The sequence below is a fragment of the Phycicoccus sp. genome (assembly GCF_035325325.1).
Classification (GTDB): Bacteria; Actinomycetota; Actinomycetes; order Actinomycetales; family Dermatophilaceae; genus Phycicoccus.
The window spans coordinates 196,341-211,065 of the sequence record NZ_DAOLAC010000003.1; the positions used below are offsets into that span (position 1 = coordinate 196,341).

At 72.8% G+C, this 14,725-nt stretch carries 15 protein-coding genes; 9 read left to right on the forward strand and 6 right to left on the reverse strand.

Translation table 11 applies throughout. From position 1 onward, the window contains the following. Positions 1 to 46: 46 nt before the first annotated feature. Both PKA89_RS03885 and PKA89_RS03890 read right to left on the reverse strand, forming a co-directional pair. Positions 47 to 826: an IclR family transcriptional regulator gene (locus tag PKA89_RS03885; protein ID WP_324416778.1), complete on the reverse strand. Its 780-nt coding sequence runs from the start codon at positions 824 to 826 to the stop codon at positions 47 to 49. A gap of 53 nt (positions 827 to 879) precedes the next feature. Then, a complete protein-coding gene (locus PKA89_RS03890; protein WP_324416780.1) occupies positions 880 to 2,370 on the reverse strand; it encodes a trimethylamine methyltransferase family protein in 1,491 nt (496 codons plus the stop codon). A gap of 69 nt (positions 2,371 to 2,439) precedes the next feature. Between PKA89_RS03890 and PKA89_RS03895 the strand changes: the two genes are divergently transcribed. From PKA89_RS03895 to PKA89_RS03915, 5 genes are read left to right on the forward strand one after another with little or no spacing between them, the layout of a single operon-like run. After that, a complete protein-coding gene (locus tag PKA89_RS03895; protein WP_324416782.1) occupies positions 2,440 to 3,204 on the forward strand; it encodes an IclR family transcriptional regulator in 765 nt (254 codons plus the stop codon). Further along, complete coding sequence (locus PKA89_RS03900) at positions 3,201 to 3,866, forward strand: corrinoid protein (protein WP_324416784.1); 666 nt, start codon at positions 3,201 to 3,203, stop codon at positions 3,864 to 3,866. Before PKA89_RS03895 ends, PKA89_RS03900 begins: the two co-directional genes overlap by 4 nt. Further along, positions 3,863 to 4,774, forward strand: a complete 912-nt coding sequence (locus PKA89_RS03905; RefSeq protein WP_324416786.1) for a dihydropteroate synthase — start codon at positions 3,863 to 3,865, stop codon at positions 4,772 to 4,774. Before PKA89_RS03900 ends, PKA89_RS03905 begins: the two co-directional genes overlap by 4 nt. Then, entirely contained in the window at positions 4,771 to 6,744 is a 1,974-nt protein-coding gene (locus PKA89_RS03910; protein ID WP_324416787.1) for an ASKHA domain-containing protein, read from the forward strand. Before PKA89_RS03905 ends, PKA89_RS03910 begins: the two co-directional genes overlap by 4 nt. 58 nt (positions 6,745 to 6,802) lie before the next feature. Further along, a complete protein-coding gene (locus PKA89_RS03915; protein ID WP_324416789.1) occupies positions 6,803 to 7,348 on the forward strand; it encodes a DUF1638 domain-containing protein in 546 nt (181 codons plus the stop codon). Here PKA89_RS03915 and PKA89_RS03920 read toward each other — a convergent pair. Both PKA89_RS03920 and PKA89_RS03925 read right to left on the reverse strand, forming a co-directional pair. Next, positions 7,338 to 8,222: a homocysteine S-methyltransferase family protein gene (locus PKA89_RS03920; RefSeq protein WP_324416791.1), complete on the reverse strand. Its 885-nt coding sequence runs from the start codon at positions 8,220 to 8,222 to the stop codon at positions 7,338 to 7,340. The two genes, PKA89_RS03915 and PKA89_RS03920, sit on opposite strands and share 11 nt — an antisense overlap. 68 nt (positions 8,223 to 8,290) lie before the next feature. Beyond that, positions 8,291 to 9,157, reverse strand: coding sequence for a methylenetetrahydrofolate reductase (locus PKA89_RS03925; protein ID WP_324416793.1), 867 nt, complete (start codon positions 9,155 to 9,157; stop codon positions 8,291 to 8,293). 102 nt (positions 9,158 to 9,259) lie between these two features. Between PKA89_RS03925 and PKA89_RS03930 the strand changes: the two genes are divergently transcribed. Then, positions 9,260 to 9,700 carry a VOC family protein gene (locus PKA89_RS03930; protein WP_324416795.1) on the forward strand — a complete coding sequence of 147 codons (441 nt, stop codon included), beginning with the start codon at positions 9,260 to 9,262 and terminating at the stop codon, positions 9,698 to 9,700. A gap of 25 nt (positions 9,701 to 9,725) precedes the next feature. Here the strand turns inward: PKA89_RS03930 and PKA89_RS03935 are convergent, their stop codons facing one another. Then, the gene (locus PKA89_RS03935) at positions 9,726 to 9,992 is read right to left on the reverse strand and encodes a hypothetical protein (RefSeq protein ID WP_324416797.1); all 267 of its coding nucleotides are present in this window, start codon (positions 9,990 to 9,992) and stop codon (positions 9,726 to 9,728) included. Positions 9,993 to 10,068: 76 nt separating this feature from the next. Here PKA89_RS03935 and PKA89_RS03940 point away from each other — a divergent pair, with 76 nt between their 5' ends. The 3 genes from PKA89_RS03940 to PKA89_RS03950 all read left to right on the forward strand — a co-directional run bounded on the left by PKA89_RS03940 (position 10,069) and on the right by PKA89_RS03950 (position 12,929). Next, positions 10,069 to 10,971: a LysR family transcriptional regulator gene (locus PKA89_RS03940; RefSeq protein WP_324416799.1), complete on the forward strand. Its 903-nt coding sequence runs from the start codon at positions 10,069 to 10,071 to the stop codon at positions 10,969 to 10,971. Between the two features lie 44 nt (positions 10,972 to 11,015). Next, on the forward strand, positions 11,016 to 11,789 hold the full coding sequence (locus PKA89_RS03945; RefSeq protein WP_324416801.1) for a ParA family protein: 774 nt from the start codon (positions 11,016 to 11,018) through the stop codon (positions 11,787 to 11,789). A 90-nt stretch (positions 11,790 to 11,879) separates the two neighbouring features. Then, positions 11,880 to 12,929, forward strand: a complete 1,050-nt coding sequence (locus PKA89_RS03950; protein ID WP_324416803.1) for an NAD(P)-dependent alcohol dehydrogenase — start codon at positions 11,880 to 11,882, stop codon at positions 12,927 to 12,929. Between the two features lie 70 nt (positions 12,930 to 12,999). On the opposite strand, the gene PKA89_RS03955 is transcribed toward PKA89_RS03950, so the two are convergent. Then, positions 13,000 to 14,661: an APC family permease gene (locus tag PKA89_RS03955; protein ID WP_324416805.1), complete on the reverse strand. Its 1,662-nt coding sequence runs from the start codon at positions 14,659 to 14,661 to the stop codon at positions 13,000 to 13,002. Positions 14,662 to 14,725 lie beyond the last annotated feature (64 nt).

Consider the following 14,725-nt stretch of genomic DNA (forward strand, 5'->3'; position numbering starts at 1 on the left):
ACGGGGCGGGGGTCAAGGAGTGTCCTGCGATCGGTCGCGGGACGGCTCAGCGGTTGACGGGCTGGTGCGCGAGCCGCTCGGAGACGTCGGCGGTCGCCGTGAGCAGCAGCGGGACGAGCTCGGCGACCCGCTCGGCGCCGAACCGGAAGGTCGGGCCGGAGACGCTGACCGATGCCACGACGTCGCCGTGGGCGTCGCGGACGGGAGCGGCCAGCGCGGTCAGCCCGACGTCGAGCTCGTCCGTGGCCAACGCCCAGCCGCGCTCGCGGGTCTCGGCGAGCTGCGCGTCGAGCCGCCGGCGGTCGGTGATCGTCGAGGGGGTGTACGCGGTCAGCTCACCGAGCGTGCGGGTCAGCTCGGGGTCCTCGAGCTCGCTGACGAGGACCTTGCCGTTGCTCGTGGCGTGGATCGGGATGTGCTGGCCGACCCAGTTGTAGGACGACAGGCTCGAGCCCGAGACCTGGTCGACGTAGAGGGCGGCGCCGCCGGAGAGCACGGCGAGGTTGACCGTCTCCCCGGTCTCGGACGCGAGCCGGCGCACGACCGGGCGGGCCTCCTTGGCGAGGTCGAGCCGCGCGTTGGTCGCGCCGGCCAGCTTGAGCACACCGACGCCGAGGCGGTAGCGGCCGCGTTCCTCGACCTGCTCGACGAGGCGCCGCCGTTCGAGCGCCGAGACGAGCCGGCTGGCGGTCGACTTGTGCACGCCGAGCTCGCGGGCGAGCTGGGTGGTGCCGGCCTCCCCGTGGAGGGCGAGCAGCTCGAGGATGGTCACGGCCCGGTCGACGGACTGGACGGTGCTCGCGCCGTCGCGCGTCGTGGTGCGCATGGCGCAACCGTAGCGAATGGCGAAACCCCGGGCGTCGCCCCCGGGGTGCCCGGTCAGTCGCCGAGCTCGCGGCGGCGGCGGACGACGTACTCCTCGAGCTCGGCGCGCACCGCCTCGTCGAGGGGCGGCTGCTCGTACTCCTCGAGCCGCTTGCGCCAGATGGCCGCCGCGCGGGTCGCGGTGTCCTGGGCCCCGTTCCGCATCCACCGCTCGTAGTTCTCGGAGCTGTTGAGGAAGGGCCGGTAGAAGCACGTGCGGAAGCGCTCCATCGTGTGCATCGAGCCGAGGAAGTGCCCGCCGTGGCCGACCTCCTGGTGCGCGTCGAAGCCGAGCGAGCCCTCGTCGATCTCGAGCGGGGTGAACTCGTGCTGGAGCATCTCGACGATCTGGCAGTCGATGACGAACTTCTCGAACCCGGCGACGAGGCCGCCCTCGAGCCATCCGGCGCTGTGCATGACCCAGTTCGTGCCGGCGAGGAAGGTCGGCAGCAGGGTCATCAGCGCCTCGTAGCCGGCCTGCGCGTCCGGCACCTGCGAGGAGGTCAGCCCGCCGCCGGTGCGGAACGGCAGCCCGAAGTGGCGCGCGATCTGGCCGGTGCACAGGAGGCCGATGCCGGACTCGGGGGTGCCGAACGTCGGTGAGCCGGACTGCATGTCGATGTTCGACAGGAAGGATCCGAAGATGACCGGCACGCCGGGGCGGATCAGCTGGGCCAGGGCGATGCCGGACAGCGCCTCGGCGATCTGCTGGACCAGCGCGGCCGGGATGGTCACCGGCGACATCGCGCCCATGAGGATGAAGGGGGTGAGGACGCACGGCTGCCCGGCGGCGGCGTACTCGAAGAGGGCATCGAGCATCCGGTCGTCCCAGCGCAGCGGGCTGTTGCAGTTGACGAGGCTGATGCTCACCGGCGTCTGCTCGATCGCCTCGCGCCCGCCGAAGAGGATCTCGGACATCGCGATGACGTCGCGCGCGTTGGGGCCCGAGACCACGTTGCCCATGAACACCTTGTCGGTGATCGTCATCAGCGCGTAGGTCATGTCGAGGTGCCGCGAGTCGAGCGGTGCGTCGTTCGGCTCGCAGACCACCCCGCCGGCGGAGTCGAGGACCGAGAACGACTGCGAGAGACGGGCGAAGTTGCGGTAGTCCTCCATCGTGCCGTCGCGGCGGGTCTCGCCCTCGCGGACGAACGGCGGCCCGTAGACGGCGCCGAAGGCCATCGAGTCGCCCCCGATGTGGATGCTCCGCTCGGGGTTGCGCGCCTGGACGTCGAACTCGCGCGGCGCCTTGGCCACCTGCTCGAGGACGAACTCGGGATCGAGGAAGACCGTGTTCTCCTCGACCCGCTGGCCCGCCGCCCGGAAGAGGTCGAGCGCCCGGTCGCTCATGAACTCGACCCCGATCTCGGTCACGAGCCGACGCCACCCGGCGTCGAGCTGGGCCATGGCGTCCGCCGAGAGGATCTCGTAGCGCGGCATCCGGTTCGTGAACATGCGCGGGCCTTTCCGGGGGCTGGACGACGTTGACGGTGAGCCGCGCCACATCCTAGCCTCATCATGTGGGCAGACGACGCCCACATGATGAGCAGCCTCCACCCCCGAAGGGACCCTTCCGTGCCGACCTCGCCGCCGACCACCGGCACCCAGTCGATCGACCGGGCCGCCGACCTCGTCGCGCGCGTCGTGCGCGCCGACGGCGACCTCACGGCGACGGCCCTCGCCGAGGCGACCGGCCTGGCCCGCTCGACGACCTCGCGCCTCCTCGCCGCCCTGGAGCGCGCCGACCTGCTGGCCCGCGACGACGCCGGGGCCTGGGCCCCGGGTCCCCTCTTCGACCTCTACGCCATCCGGCGGGGCGACGACGAGGTGCTCGCCGAGGTGGCCGGCCCGACGATGCGCGAGCTCGGCGAGCTGACCGGCGAGACGGTCAACCTCGGGGTGCCGCGGCGGGGCACGGTCGTGCAGATCGCCCAGGTCGACGCCGCGTACTACCTCGGCTCCCGCGACTGGGTCGGCACGGACGTGCCCGCGCACGCCTCGGCCCTCGGCAAGGTCCTCTACGCCCACGGCGCCCTCCCCGTGCCGACCGGCCCGCTCGACCCGCCGGCCGCGGCCGCCGTCACCTCCGGGGCGCGGCTGGCCGAGCAGCTGCCCGGCATCCGCCGCGCCGGGTACGCCACGACGGTCGACGAGCTCGAGCCCGGGCTCACCGGTGTCGCCGCGCCCGTGCGCAGCCACGGCACCGTCGTCGCGGCCCTCGGCATCTCCGGACCCACCTCCCGGCTGGCGGACGGCCTCGCCGCCACCGGGGCCCTCGTCGCCACCCACGCCGCGGCGCTCTCCGCCCGGCTCGACCACCCCCACGAAGGAGCGGCATGACACCCGACGAGATCCTCAAGGGCCTCTACGACGAGACGCTCGTCGGCAACGGCCCCGCGGTGCTCGACCTGACCCACCAGGCGCTCGCGATGGAGATGGCGCCCGGCAACCTCCTCTTCGACGCGCTCATCCCGGCGCTCGAGGAGGTCGGGGCCCGGTTCGAGCGCGGCGACTTCTTCGTCCCCGAGATGCTCATCGCCGGGCGCGCCATGGCCGGCTCGATGGAGGTGCTCCGGCCGCTCCTCGCCGACACCGGTGTCGAGACGATCGGCAAGTTCCTCATGGGCACGGTCAAGGGCGACGTGCACGACATCGGGAAGAACCTCGTGAACATCATGCTCGAGGGGGCCGGCTTCGAGGTGATCGACCTCGGGGTGCAGGTGGCTCCCGAGAAGTTCGTCGCCGCGATCGAGGAGCACCAGCCCGACATCGTCGGGTTCTCGGCCTTCCTCACGACGACGATGCCGATGTTCAAGGCGAACATCAACGCGCTCGAGAAGGCGGGGATGCGCGACTCGGTCATCGTCATGGTCGGCGGCGCCCCGGTGACCCAGGAGTACGCCGACGCGGTCGGGGCCGACGGCTACGCGGCCGACGCCTCGGCCACCGTCAAGCGGGCCAAGGCCCTTCTCTCCGCGCGTCGTTCGCAGGTCCCCGCATGAGCGCGCCGCTGCGCCACACCGTGCTCCGCTCGGCGAGCCGGGAGGTCGTCATCGGGGCGGACCGGCCGTTCTGCGTCATCGGCGAGAGGATCAACCCCACCGGCCGGCCGGTGCTCCAGGCCGCGCTGCGCGAGGGCGACCTGTCGATCATCGCCAAGGACGTCGCCTCGCAGGTCGCGGGGGGCGCCGACGTGCTCGACATCAACATGGGCGTGCCGCTCACCGACGAGGCCGAGCTGCTCGTCAAGGCGATCCGGATGGTCCAGTCGCTCACCGACCTGCCGATCTGCATCGACTCCTCCGTGGTCGAGGCGCTGGAGGCCGGGCTCGCCGCGTACGAGGGTCGAGCCCTGGTCAACTCGTGCACGGCCGAGGACGACCGGCTCGCCGCGATCCTCCCGCTCGTCAAGAAGTACGACGCCGCGATCGTCGCGCTGCCCAACGACGAGGACGAGATCCCGATGGAGGCCGAGAAGCGCCTCGCCCTCACCGAGAAGATCGTCCGGGTGGCCACCGAGGAGTACGGCATCGCGATCGACGACATCGTCATCGACCCGCTCGCCATGCCGATCGGCGCCGACTCGACCGTCGGGCGCACGACCCTCGAGGTGATCCGCGGCATCCGGGAGCGGTGGGGACTCAACACGACCTGCGGCGCCTCGAACGTCTCCTTCGGGATGCCCGGCCGGCACGCGATCAACGCCGCGTGGCTGCCGCTCGCGATGTCCGCGGGGATGACGAGCGCCATCATGGACGCCCGCACGCCGCAGATCGTCGACGCCGTCCGGGCCGCGGACCTCCTCCTCGGCAACGACGAGTGGGGGACGTCGTGGATCGCGACGCACCGGGCGCGCCAGGCCGCCGACGCGCAGGCCGCGGCCGCGGCCGAGGCGGCGGCCGGGGCGTGAGCGACGCGCGCGGACCGGACCAGCCCTTCGAGGACGTCGTCGAGCGGCTCCACCGGGAGGGCCTGCTCGAGCCCCCGGCGGCGCTGACCGGGGAGGGCGACGACGGGAGCGCCGGCGTCGGTCGGGTCACCCTGTCCTTCAGCCCGGCCGAGCGGGTCGTGCGCGTGCCCCCGGGGGTGTCGGTCTTCGACGCCGCCTCGTGGAACGGCATCGCCGTCGACTCCACCTGCGGGGGTCACGGCACCTGCCGCAAGTGCCGGGTCCGACTGACCCGGGGGGCGGCCCCGATCACCCGGCACGACGTGCGCACCTTCACGAACGACCAGCTGGAGGGGGGCTGGCGGCTGGCCTGCCTCGTGCGGGCCACCCACGACCTCGCGATCGAGGTGCCGCCGCTGGTCACCCGTCCCAAGGCGTCGACCGTCGGCGTCGGGCGCCAGGTCATCCTCCGGCCCTCGGTCCAGAAGCGCTACGTCGAGCTCGACGAGCCCACCCTCGCCGACCAGCGCACCGACCTCCAACGGCTGCGGGACGCCGTCGACGACCTCACCCTCGAGCCCGACCTCCACGCCCTGCGGCGGTTGCCGGTCGTGCTGCGACAGAACGACTTCAAGGTCACCGCCGTGGTCGTGGACGAGACGCTCGTCGACGTGGAGCCCGGTGACACGACGGCGCTCCGGCACGGCATCGCGTTCGACCTCGGGACGACGACGGTCGTCGCGACGCTCCTCGACCTCGAGACCGGGACCCCGGCGGCCGTCGCGTCGATGCTCAACAAGCAGCAGCCGTTCGGCGGTGACGTCATCACCCGGATCAGCGCGACGATGATGGACCCCGACGCGCTGCCCCGCCTCACCTCGCTCGCCCGCGAGACCCTCGCCGAGCTGGCCGCCGAGGTCTGCGAGGAGGGCGGGGTCGACCCGGGCGGCGTCTACGAGGTGGCGCTCGCCGGCAACGCGACGATGACCGCGCTGCTCCTCGGTGTCGACCCCGAGCCGCTCGGCGTCGCCCCGTTCGTGCAGTCGACCGCCGACTGGCCCGTGCTGCCCGCGACCGAGCTCGGGCTCACCGTGCACCCGGGCGCGCGTGCGGTCGTCTTCCCGGCCCTCGGTGCCTACGTCGGCGGCGACATCGTCGCCGGGATGCTCGCGAGCGGGCTCGACCGCGACAAGCGGGTACGGCTCTTCGTCGACGTCGGCACGAACTGCGAGATCGCGCTGACCGACGGCGAGCGCATCGTCACGACGGCGGCGCCGGCGGGACCGGCCTTCGAGGGTGGCGCGATCCGCTGCGGCATGCGGGCCGCCGACGGTGCCGTCGAGGTGGTCCGCCTCGACCCGTCGGCCGAGGAGGCCTCTGGCGCAGTCACGTTGGGTGTCATCGGCGACGTCGAGCCACGGGGGCTGTGCGGGTCCGGGCTCGTCGACGCCGTCGCCGAGCTCGCCCGCGTCGGGTTGCTCGACACCTCCGGCCGGTTCGTCACCGACGAGCAGGCCGCCTCCCTCGCCCCGGCCCTCGCCGACCGGATGGCCACGGTCCGCGAGGGCGAGCGCGTGTTCGTCCTCCACCGGCACGGGGCCGACGAGCCCGCGGAGGAGTCGGTGTACCTCTCGCAGAGGGACGTCCGCGAGCTCCAGTTCGCCAAGGCGGCGATCTCGACCGGATGGTCCCTGCTCCTCGAGGAGCTCGGGCTCGAGGCCTCGGAGGTGCAGCAGGTCCTCCTCGCGGGGTCCTTCGGCTCCTACCTCTCGCCGGCGTCGGCCGTGCGGATCGGGCTCGTGCCCCGGCTGTCGGTGCTGCGCATCGTCTCGGCGGGCAACGTCGCGGGGGAGGGGGCGAAGATGGTGCTCCTGTCGTCCCGCGAGCGGGCCGGCGCCGACGCGCTGCTCGAGGAGGTGCGCTATGTCGAGCTCTCCGACCGTCCGGACTTCAACGACCGCTTCGTCGACCAGCTCGCCTTCCCGGTCTGACGCCCGGGGGCGGGTCGCACTCGTCGCGTGCGGGGCGCTGGCGCAGCCGGCCGCCCAGGTGGCGGCCCTGCGGGGCTGGCCGCTCGACGTCCACCCGTTGAACCCGTTGCTGCACAACCGACCCGACCGGATCCCCGAGGCCGTGGAGGCGCTCGTCGTCGAGCTGCGAGGACGGTACGAGCGGGTCGTCGTCGGGTACGCCGACTGCGGCACCTACGGCGCGCTCGACGAGGTGTGCGAGCGCCTCGGGGTCGAGCGCCTGCCCGGGCTGCACTGCTACGACCTCTACGCCGGGCCCGCGGCCGTCGAGAGCCTCACCGCCGACGAGCCGGGGACCTACCTGCTCACCGACTTCCTCGTGCGCTCGTTCGCACGCACCGTCGTCCAGGAGCTCGGCCTCGACCGCCACCCCGAGCTGCGCGACGACTACTTCCGCCACTACACCCGCGTCGTCTGGCTCGCCCAGACCGGTGACCCCGCGGAGCAGGCCGAGCTGCGCACGCTCGCCCAGGAGGCCGCCGACCGCATCGGGCTGCCGCTCGAGGTGCGCCCCACCGGGACCGGTGGCCTCGAGCGCGCGCTCGCGACCTTGGTCAGCGGGTAGCGAGCGCCTCGGCCATCGCGCGCAGGTGCTCGGGGGAGGACCCGCAGCACGCGCCGACCACGTCGATGCCGAGCTCGCGCAGCTCGAGGGCGTGCTCGGCCATCGCCTCCGGGCCGACGGTGTAGACGAACCGGTCGCCGTCGAGCTCGGGGAGGCCGGCGTTGGACTGGGCGACGAGCAGGACGCCCTCGGGGCGGGCGTCGGCCAGCTGCCGTGCGATGACCCGCATGTCGTCCGGTCCGCGGCCGCAGTTGGCCCCGACCGCGTCGGCCCCTTCGTCGGCGAGCGCCCGGGCGGCGGTGGCCGGGTCGACGCCCATCATCGTGCGGAGGTTGGTGTCGAAGGACAGCGTGGCGACGACGGGCAGGTCGGGGGCCTCGGTGCGGGCGGCGGCGACCGCGGCGCGGGCCTCGTCGAGGTCGCTCATCGTCTCGACGAGGACCAGGTCGGCGCCACCGTCGCGCAGCCCGCGGACCTGCTCGGCGAACAGCGCGCGGGCGGCGTCGGGGGTGAGGGTGCCCAGGGGCTCGAGGAGCTCGCCGGTCGGGCCGACGTTCCCGGCGACCAGCGCGCCGTGCCGCTCGGCGACCGTCCGGCAGAGGGCCACCCCCGCGCGGTTCACCTCCTCGACCCGGCCGGCCAGCCCGTGCTGGGCCAGCCGGGGCTCGGTCGCGCCGAAGGTGTTCGTCGTGAGGAGCACGGCCCCGGCGGCGGCGTACTCGTCGTGGAGGGCGGCGACCGCCCCGGGGTTGTCGAGGTTCCAGGACTCGGCGCACTCGCCCATCGGCAGGCCGCGCTCCTGGAGCAGCCAGCCGTAGCCGCCGTCGGCGATGGCCGGGCGGCCGGCGAGGAGGGTGGTCAGCCGGTTCGTCACGCCACCACGCTACGAGCCCGCACCGACGTCCGCCGTCCCGTCCCGGCGGGCGGACGGGCCAGCGACTCTCAGGCCGGCGGTCGGACCCGCGCCGAGACGGCCTCGGAGAGCATCCGCTGGCGCCACGCCTCCACCACCGCCACCTGGTTGAAGGTGAACAGGTGCAGCCCCTCGATGCCGAGCGCCGGGTTCGCGGCGAGCGCGGCGACCCGGCTGACGAACCGGTCGGTGGAGAAGCCCGGTGCGGCGATCCGGGCGAACACCGACTTCTGCTTGCGGAGGAAGCGGAGCGACTCTCCCACACCGATCTTCGTGGCCATGCCGAGGAGCTTGGTGCGATCCACCGGGCCGGGGACGCCGACGATGACCGGGAGGGTCACTCCCCGGCGGCGGACCCGCTCGGCCCACGTGCCGAGGTGCTCGGCGTCGAAGGTCATGTTCGAGACGATGTGCGTCGCATAGCGGCGCTTGTCCCACATCGACTGCACCGTGACGTCGTCGTCGATCGTCGGGTGCGACTCCGGGTAGCCGGTGATGCCGACGTGGGTGAACGGGTGCTCGATCGTGGCGAGGTCCTCGAGCAGGGCGAGGGCCGAGGCGTAGTCACCGGCGGGCGGGTCGGCGTCACCGCCCGGGACGAAGACCGAGGTCACGCCCGCGGACCCGAGCCGGTCGACGAGCGAGAGGAGCTCGTCGCGGCCGGTGACCATCCGTGCCGCGAGGTGCGGGACGACGTGGAAGCCCTCGGCGGCCAGCGCGAGCGAGACCTCGACCGTCGCCTCGAGGCCCTTGCTCGGGGCGGCCGTGACGGTGACGGGCACGGTGGGCGGCACGTGCTCGAGGACGGCCCCGGTGACCGAGGGCGTGGGCATCACCTCGTAGCGCGCGCCCTCGAGGAGCCGCGTGAGCGCCACGGTGGGCAGTTCGTTGCTCATCATGCAACCCGTCTCGTCATACGCACCGACGGTCGTCAGCGTAGGGCCGAGCTGGCACCCCGCGCCAGAGCCCTGTCGGGATCTGGTGGGAGCCTCGGGCGCATGGAGCAGCGCATCTCGTTCGTCACTCTCGCCGTCGCCGACCTCGAGGCCTCCAGGCGGTTCTACGTCGAAGGCCTCCGCTGGCACCCGGAGCTCGACGTCCCGGGCGAGGTGGTGATGTTCGCGGCGGGCGAGCGCCTCGTCCTCTCGCTGTGGGACCGCGCGCAGTTCGAGGCCGAGGTCGGCGGGCGCACCGTCGAGGGGCCCGGGCTCCTCCCCGTCACCCTGGCCCACAACGTCGAGACCCCCGCGCTCGTCGACGAGGTGCTCTCACTCGCCGGGGAGGCGGGGGCCGAGGTCAGTGCGGCGACCGACCGGGAGTGGGGCGGCTACACGGGGTACTTCGCCGACCCCGACGGCGTGCGCTGGGAGGTCGCGTGGAACCCGGGACCCATCGGGCGACGGGTCGTCCCCGGTACCGACCCGACGCCGCGCCGCTGACCGGTGGGGCGTCGGGGGCGGCGGCTCAGAAGCCGGCCGCGCGGCGGGCCGGGGCCTGCTGCCCGTAGTAGGCCTGCAGGTTGTCCTGGAGGATGGAGCGGATGAGGACGGCGTCGGCGCTCGGGGCGTCCGGGGTGTCCTGGGCGTCGACGGCGGCGAGGAGGTCCTCGATCTCGTGCGGGGTCCGGTAGTGCGCGAGGTCCTCGCGCAGCCTGCGGGCCGCTGCGCGCTGCTCGCGGCGCTCGCGCAGGTCGTCCTTGACGCTGGTCCAGAGGGTGGTGGTCTTCGTCATGTGTCCAGTGTCCGGCCGGCGGCATCCATGCGTCCAATGAAATCCGTGCATGACACACATGCGGTAGCGTCATGGGATGGACACCGATGCGCTGCGCTGGTTCCAGCTGGTCGCCGACGGCTACACGGTGACCGAGGTGAGCGACGTCTTCGGCGTCAGCCAGCCGGGGGTGTCCCGCGCCCTGGCCCGCCTCGAGGCCGAGGTCGGCACCGCGCTGCTGCACCGCCAGGGTCGGGTGCTGCGGATGACCCACGCCGGAGCCGCCTTCAAGTCGCACGTGGACGCCCTCGTCAACCACCTCGACGACGGCCTCGCCGCGGTCGGTGAGCTCGTCGACCCGGAGAGCGGCGTCGTCACCCTCGCCTACCCGCTGAGCCTCGGGTCGTGGCTGGTGCCCGGTCTCGTCGGGGGCTTCCGCGAGGCGCACCCGCGGGTCCGGGTCGTCATCGACCGCACGGCGGCCGGGGAGGACGGCCGCATCTCGACCCAGCTGGCCACCCGGCGCGCCGACCTCGAGCTGACCGCCGCCCGGGTCGCCGGGCAGGGCGTGGTGTGGCAGCACGTCCTCGACGAGCCGTTCGTCCTCGCCGTGGCCACGACCCACCCGCTCGCCGGGCGCGACGCGGTCTCGCTCGCGGAGGTCGCGGACGAGCCGTTCGTCCTGCGCGCGCCGCCGTCGGGGATGCGGCATCAGACCCTCGACCTGTGCCGGGCGGCCGGCTTCGAGCCGGACGTCGCGATGGAGGCCGAGGACCTGCCGACCATCCGCGGGTTCGTCGCGGCCGGGGTGGGGGTCTCCGTCGTCCCGGCCCAGGGGCTGCCGGTGCCGACCACCTTCGCCCGCACCCGCCTGCTGCCGCTGACCGATGCCCGGGCGCACCGCGAGGTGGGCCTGGCCTGGGTCGAGGGCCGGCCGCTCCTGCCCTCGGCCGAGGCGTTCCGGCGGTTCGTGCTCGCGGGCCGCCACCCGCGCGGATGAGAGAATCGCGCCGACCCCGACGTCCGTCCGAAAGGCACCGCCCGATGGCGCCGAAGCGCAAGGCCAGGATCATCGCCCTCGCGAACCAGAAGGGCGGGGTCGCCAAGACCACCTCGGTCGCCTCGCTCGGCGCCGCGTTCGCCGAGGCCGGCAAGCGGGTCCTCCTCGTCGACCTCGACCCGCAGGCCTGCCTCACCTTCAGCCTCGGCGTCGACCCGGACACCGTCGAGGCCTCGGTCCACGACGTGCTCGTCGGCGGGGCCGACCTCGCCGACGTCGTCCAGACCTGTGCCGACGGGGTCGACCTCGTCCCGAGCTCCATCGAGCTGGCCGGTGCCGAGGCGGTCCTGCTCGGCCGGCCGGCCCGCGAGTACGTGCTGCAGTCGGCGCTCGACCCGGTCCGGCGCGACTACGACGTCGTCCTCCTCGACTGCTCGCCGAGCCTCGGCGTGCTCACGCTCAACGCGCTGACCGCCGCGCAGGGGGTCATCGTGCCGATGCCGTGCGAGATGCTCAGCCACCGCGGCGTCGGGCAGCTCCTCGACACCGTCGCCGACGTGAAGAAGATCCTCAACAAGAAGCTCGAGGTCGTCGGCATCCTCCCGACGCTCTACGACGGTCGCAGCACCCATGCGCGCGAGGTGCTCGAGGACGTCGGCGAGCGCTACGGCTTGCCGGTGCTCTCCCCGCCGATCCCCAAGACGGTCCGGTTCGCCGAGGCGCCGGCGGTCGGCCGCTCGATCCTCGCGACCGCCCGCTCCAGCAAGGGCGCGACGGCCTACCGCGAGGTCGCCGCGGGGCTGCTCCAGCGGCTCTGACCCCATTCCCGTCCGGCGCGTGAGAACGTTCACCGTCGAAGGTGCGCTCGCGGTTGGACCGCGCACCGCGCACGGTCCTAGCGTGGCGGGATGACCACTTCGACACCCGCCCTCATCGCCGACTCCGCGAGCTCGGGGTTCCGCCAGGGGACCATCGAGCGCCGCGCCCTGCGGCCCGACGACATCCGCATCGCCATCGCCTACGCGGGCATCTGCCACTCGGACATCCACACGGTCCGGGAGGAGTGGGGCCCGGCGCACTTCCCGCTCACCGTCGGCCACGAGATCGCCGGCACCGTCGTCGAGGTCGGCGACGAGGTGACCCGCCACCGGGTGGGCGACCGCGTCGGCGTCGGGTGCCTCGTCGACTCCTGCGGCGAGTGCGAGCCGTGCAAGGACGGCATGGAGCAGTTCTGCACCAAGCCGGCCGTCGGCACGTACAACGCGCAGGGCTACGACGGCGAGTGGACGATGGGCGGCTACTCGCAGGAGGTCGTCGTCAGCGAGCGCTTCGTCCTGCGCATCCCGGACGGCATCGACCTCGACGTGGCCGCCCCGCTGCTCTGCGCCGGCATCACCACCTACTCGCCGCTGCGCCGCTGGGGCGCCGGCACCGGGAAGCAGGTCGCGGTCGTCGGCGTCGGCGGGCTCGGCCACATGGGCGTCAAGATCGCCGCCGCCATGGGCGCGACGGTGACGACCATCTCCCGCAGCGACGCGAAGGCCGAGGACGCGAAGTCCCTCGGTGCCACCGCGCACATCGCCTCCCGTGACGAGGACGCCATGCGGTCGGCCAAGGGCACCTTCGACATCGTCCTCAACACGGTGAGCGCCGACATCCCGATCGCCGACTACGTCCGCCTGCTCAAGCCGGGTGGCGTCGTCGTCAACGTCGGCCTGCCGCCGGCCCCGTACGAGATCCCGCCGGGGTCCCTCATCGGCGGCAACCGGGCCGTCGCCGGGTCGCAGATCGGCGGCATCGCCGAGACCCAGGAGATGCTCGACTTCTGCGCCGAGCACGGCATCGCCGCGACGATCGAGGTCGTCGACGCCGCCGACGTCGACGCCGTCTGGGACCGGGTCGTCGACGGCGACGTGCGCTACCGCGCCGTCATCGACACGAGCACGTTGACCGGCTGACACCGGGTCACCGCACGACCGAGGGGCCGCATCCGGCAGGATGCGACCCCTCGTCGCGTCGGGTGCGCGGTCAGTTCGGGACGACCTCGGCCTCCTCGAGCTCGGCCTCCGCACGCGTCTCCTCGACGTTGCTCTCGACCTCCTCGGTGGACAGGCGGACCCGCCCGGCGAACCAGTACACGGCCGCGCTGAACACGAGGATGACCGGGATCGCGGTGTCGAAGTGCAGGACCCCGACTCCGCCGTCGTAGTCGCTGAGCCACGAGAGCAGGGCGAGGCCGGCCAGCCAGGGCAGGTACCAGGAGCCGGCGCGCCAGGACCAGTCGTACGGCTCCTCGCGGCGCTGGTGCACGACGTAGGTGATGCCGAGCACGACGACCCCGAGCAGGACGGCCACGAAGAGCTTCGAGTTCGTCGCCCAGCCGGTCCAGTAGACGATGAGGTTGCTCGAGAAGAACGCGAGGAACGGGATGACGTGCCCGCCCGGCACCCGGAAGGTGCGCTCGTGGTCGGGCAGCTGGCGACGGAGCGCGGCGAGCACGAGCGGGCCGGAGCCGAACGAGAGCACGGTGGCCGAGGTGATGAACCCGACGAGCTGCTGCCAGCTGGGGAACGGCAGGAAGAGGAAGAGCCCGACGACGAACGCGAGGAGCATGCTGACGAGGGGGACGCCGCGGTCGGTCGTGCGGCTGAGCGCTCGGGGGGCGTTGCCGTTGCGCGACATCGCGTGCGAGATGCGGGCGGTCACCGTGATGTAGATCAGCCCGGTGTCGGCGGGGGAGACCACCGCGTCGACGTAGAGGAGGACGGCGAGCCACGCGAGGCCGAGGAAGGAGGCGATCGCGGCGAGCGGGCCGAAGTCGTCCGTGAAGCTGACCGAGCCCCACCCGTTCGCGAAGTCCTGGGGACGGAGCGCGCCGATGAAGGCGACCTGCAGGAGAACGTAGATGACCCCGGTCGCCAGCACCGAGCCGATGACGGCGAGCGGCACGTTGCGGCGGGGGTTGTCGGTCTCGCCGGCGAGCTCGATGCCCTGCCGGAAGCCGAGGAAGCTGAAGACGATGCCCGACGTGGCGATGGCCGTGAACACCCCGTGCCAGCCCTGCGGCTTGAAGCCCTGCGAGGTGAAGTTGCCGGCGTGGAAGGAGGTGAAGAGGAAGGCGAGGACGACGATCGTGATGATCGCGAGCTTCCACCAGACGAGGATCGTGTTGATCCGGGCGAACCAGCGCACGCCGACGTAGTTGATGACGACGAAGACGGCCATGAGCACGACCGCCACGACGAGGCCCAACCCGGTCAGGGTGTGCACGGTGGCGCCGTCGGTGACCGTGTGCTTCTCGGTGAACGGCGCGTACTTCGTCGCGTACTGCAGCGCGCCCTCGACCTCGATCGGGGCGACGCTCAGGCAGGCGACCCAGGTGATCCAGCCGGTGACGAAGCTGGCCGTCGACCCGAAGGAGATGTGCGGGAAACGGACCACTCCGCCGGAGAGCGGGAACATCGTCCCCAGCTCGGCGTAGCAGAGACCGATGAAGAGGATCATCACCCCACCGAGAGCCCACGAGATGACCGCCGCGGGACCGGCCGTCTGCGCCGCGTTCATGGCCCCGAAGAGCCAGCCCGAGCCGATGATCGAGCCGATGCTCGCGAAGAGCAGCCCGATGCTGCCGACGTGGCGTTTCAGCTGATGTTCGTCCTGGGCCGGCTCTGTGGTCGTGGAGGTCGACATGGGGGATCCTTCCCGGTGGTGGTCGGGGTACCCCTCCAGTCAGTCAGGAAACGCAGCGGGGACC

Excerpts from the sequence above, each read along its gene's own strand:
- PKA89_RS03885 (WP_324416778.1), bottom strand. The coding sequence starts at position 826 with ATGCGCACCACGACGCGCGACGGCGCGAGCACCGTCCAGTCCGTCGAC.
- PKA89_RS03890 (WP_324416780.1), bottom strand. The coding sequence starts at position 2,370 with ATGTGGCGCGGCTCACCGTCAACGTCGTCCAGCCCCCGGAAAGGCCCG.
- PKA89_RS03900 (WP_324416784.1), top strand. The coding sequence starts at position 3,201 with ATGACACCCGACGAGATCCTCAAGGGCCTCTACGACGAGACGCTCGTC.
- PKA89_RS03905 (WP_324416786.1), top strand. The coding sequence starts at position 3,863 with ATGAGCGCGCCGCTGCGCCACACCGTGCTCCGCTCGGCGAGCCGGGAG.
- PKA89_RS03925 (WP_324416793.1), bottom strand. The coding sequence starts at position 9,157 with ATGAGCAACGAACTGCCCACCGTGGCGCTCACGCGGCTCCTCGAGGGC.
- PKA89_RS03930 (WP_324416795.1), top strand. The coding sequence starts at position 9,260 with ATGGAGCAGCGCATCTCGTTCGTCACTCTCGCCGTCGCCGACCTCGAG.
- PKA89_RS03935 (WP_324416797.1), bottom strand. The coding sequence starts at position 9,992 with ATGACGAAGACCACCACCCTCTGGACCAGCGTCAAGGACGACCTGCGC.
- PKA89_RS03940 (WP_324416799.1), top strand. The coding sequence starts at position 10,069 with ATGGACACCGATGCGCTGCGCTGGTTCCAGCTGGTCGCCGACGGCTAC.
- PKA89_RS03945 (WP_324416801.1), top strand. The coding sequence starts at position 11,016 with ATGGCGCCGAAGCGCAAGGCCAGGATCATCGCCCTCGCGAACCAGAAG.
- PKA89_RS03950 (WP_324416803.1), top strand. The coding sequence starts at position 11,880 with ATGACCACTTCGACACCCGCCCTCATCGCCGACTCCGCGAGCTCGGGG.
- PKA89_RS03955 (WP_324416805.1), bottom strand. The coding sequence starts at position 14,661 with ATGTCGACCTCCACGACCACAGAGCCGGCCCAGGACGAACATCAGCTG.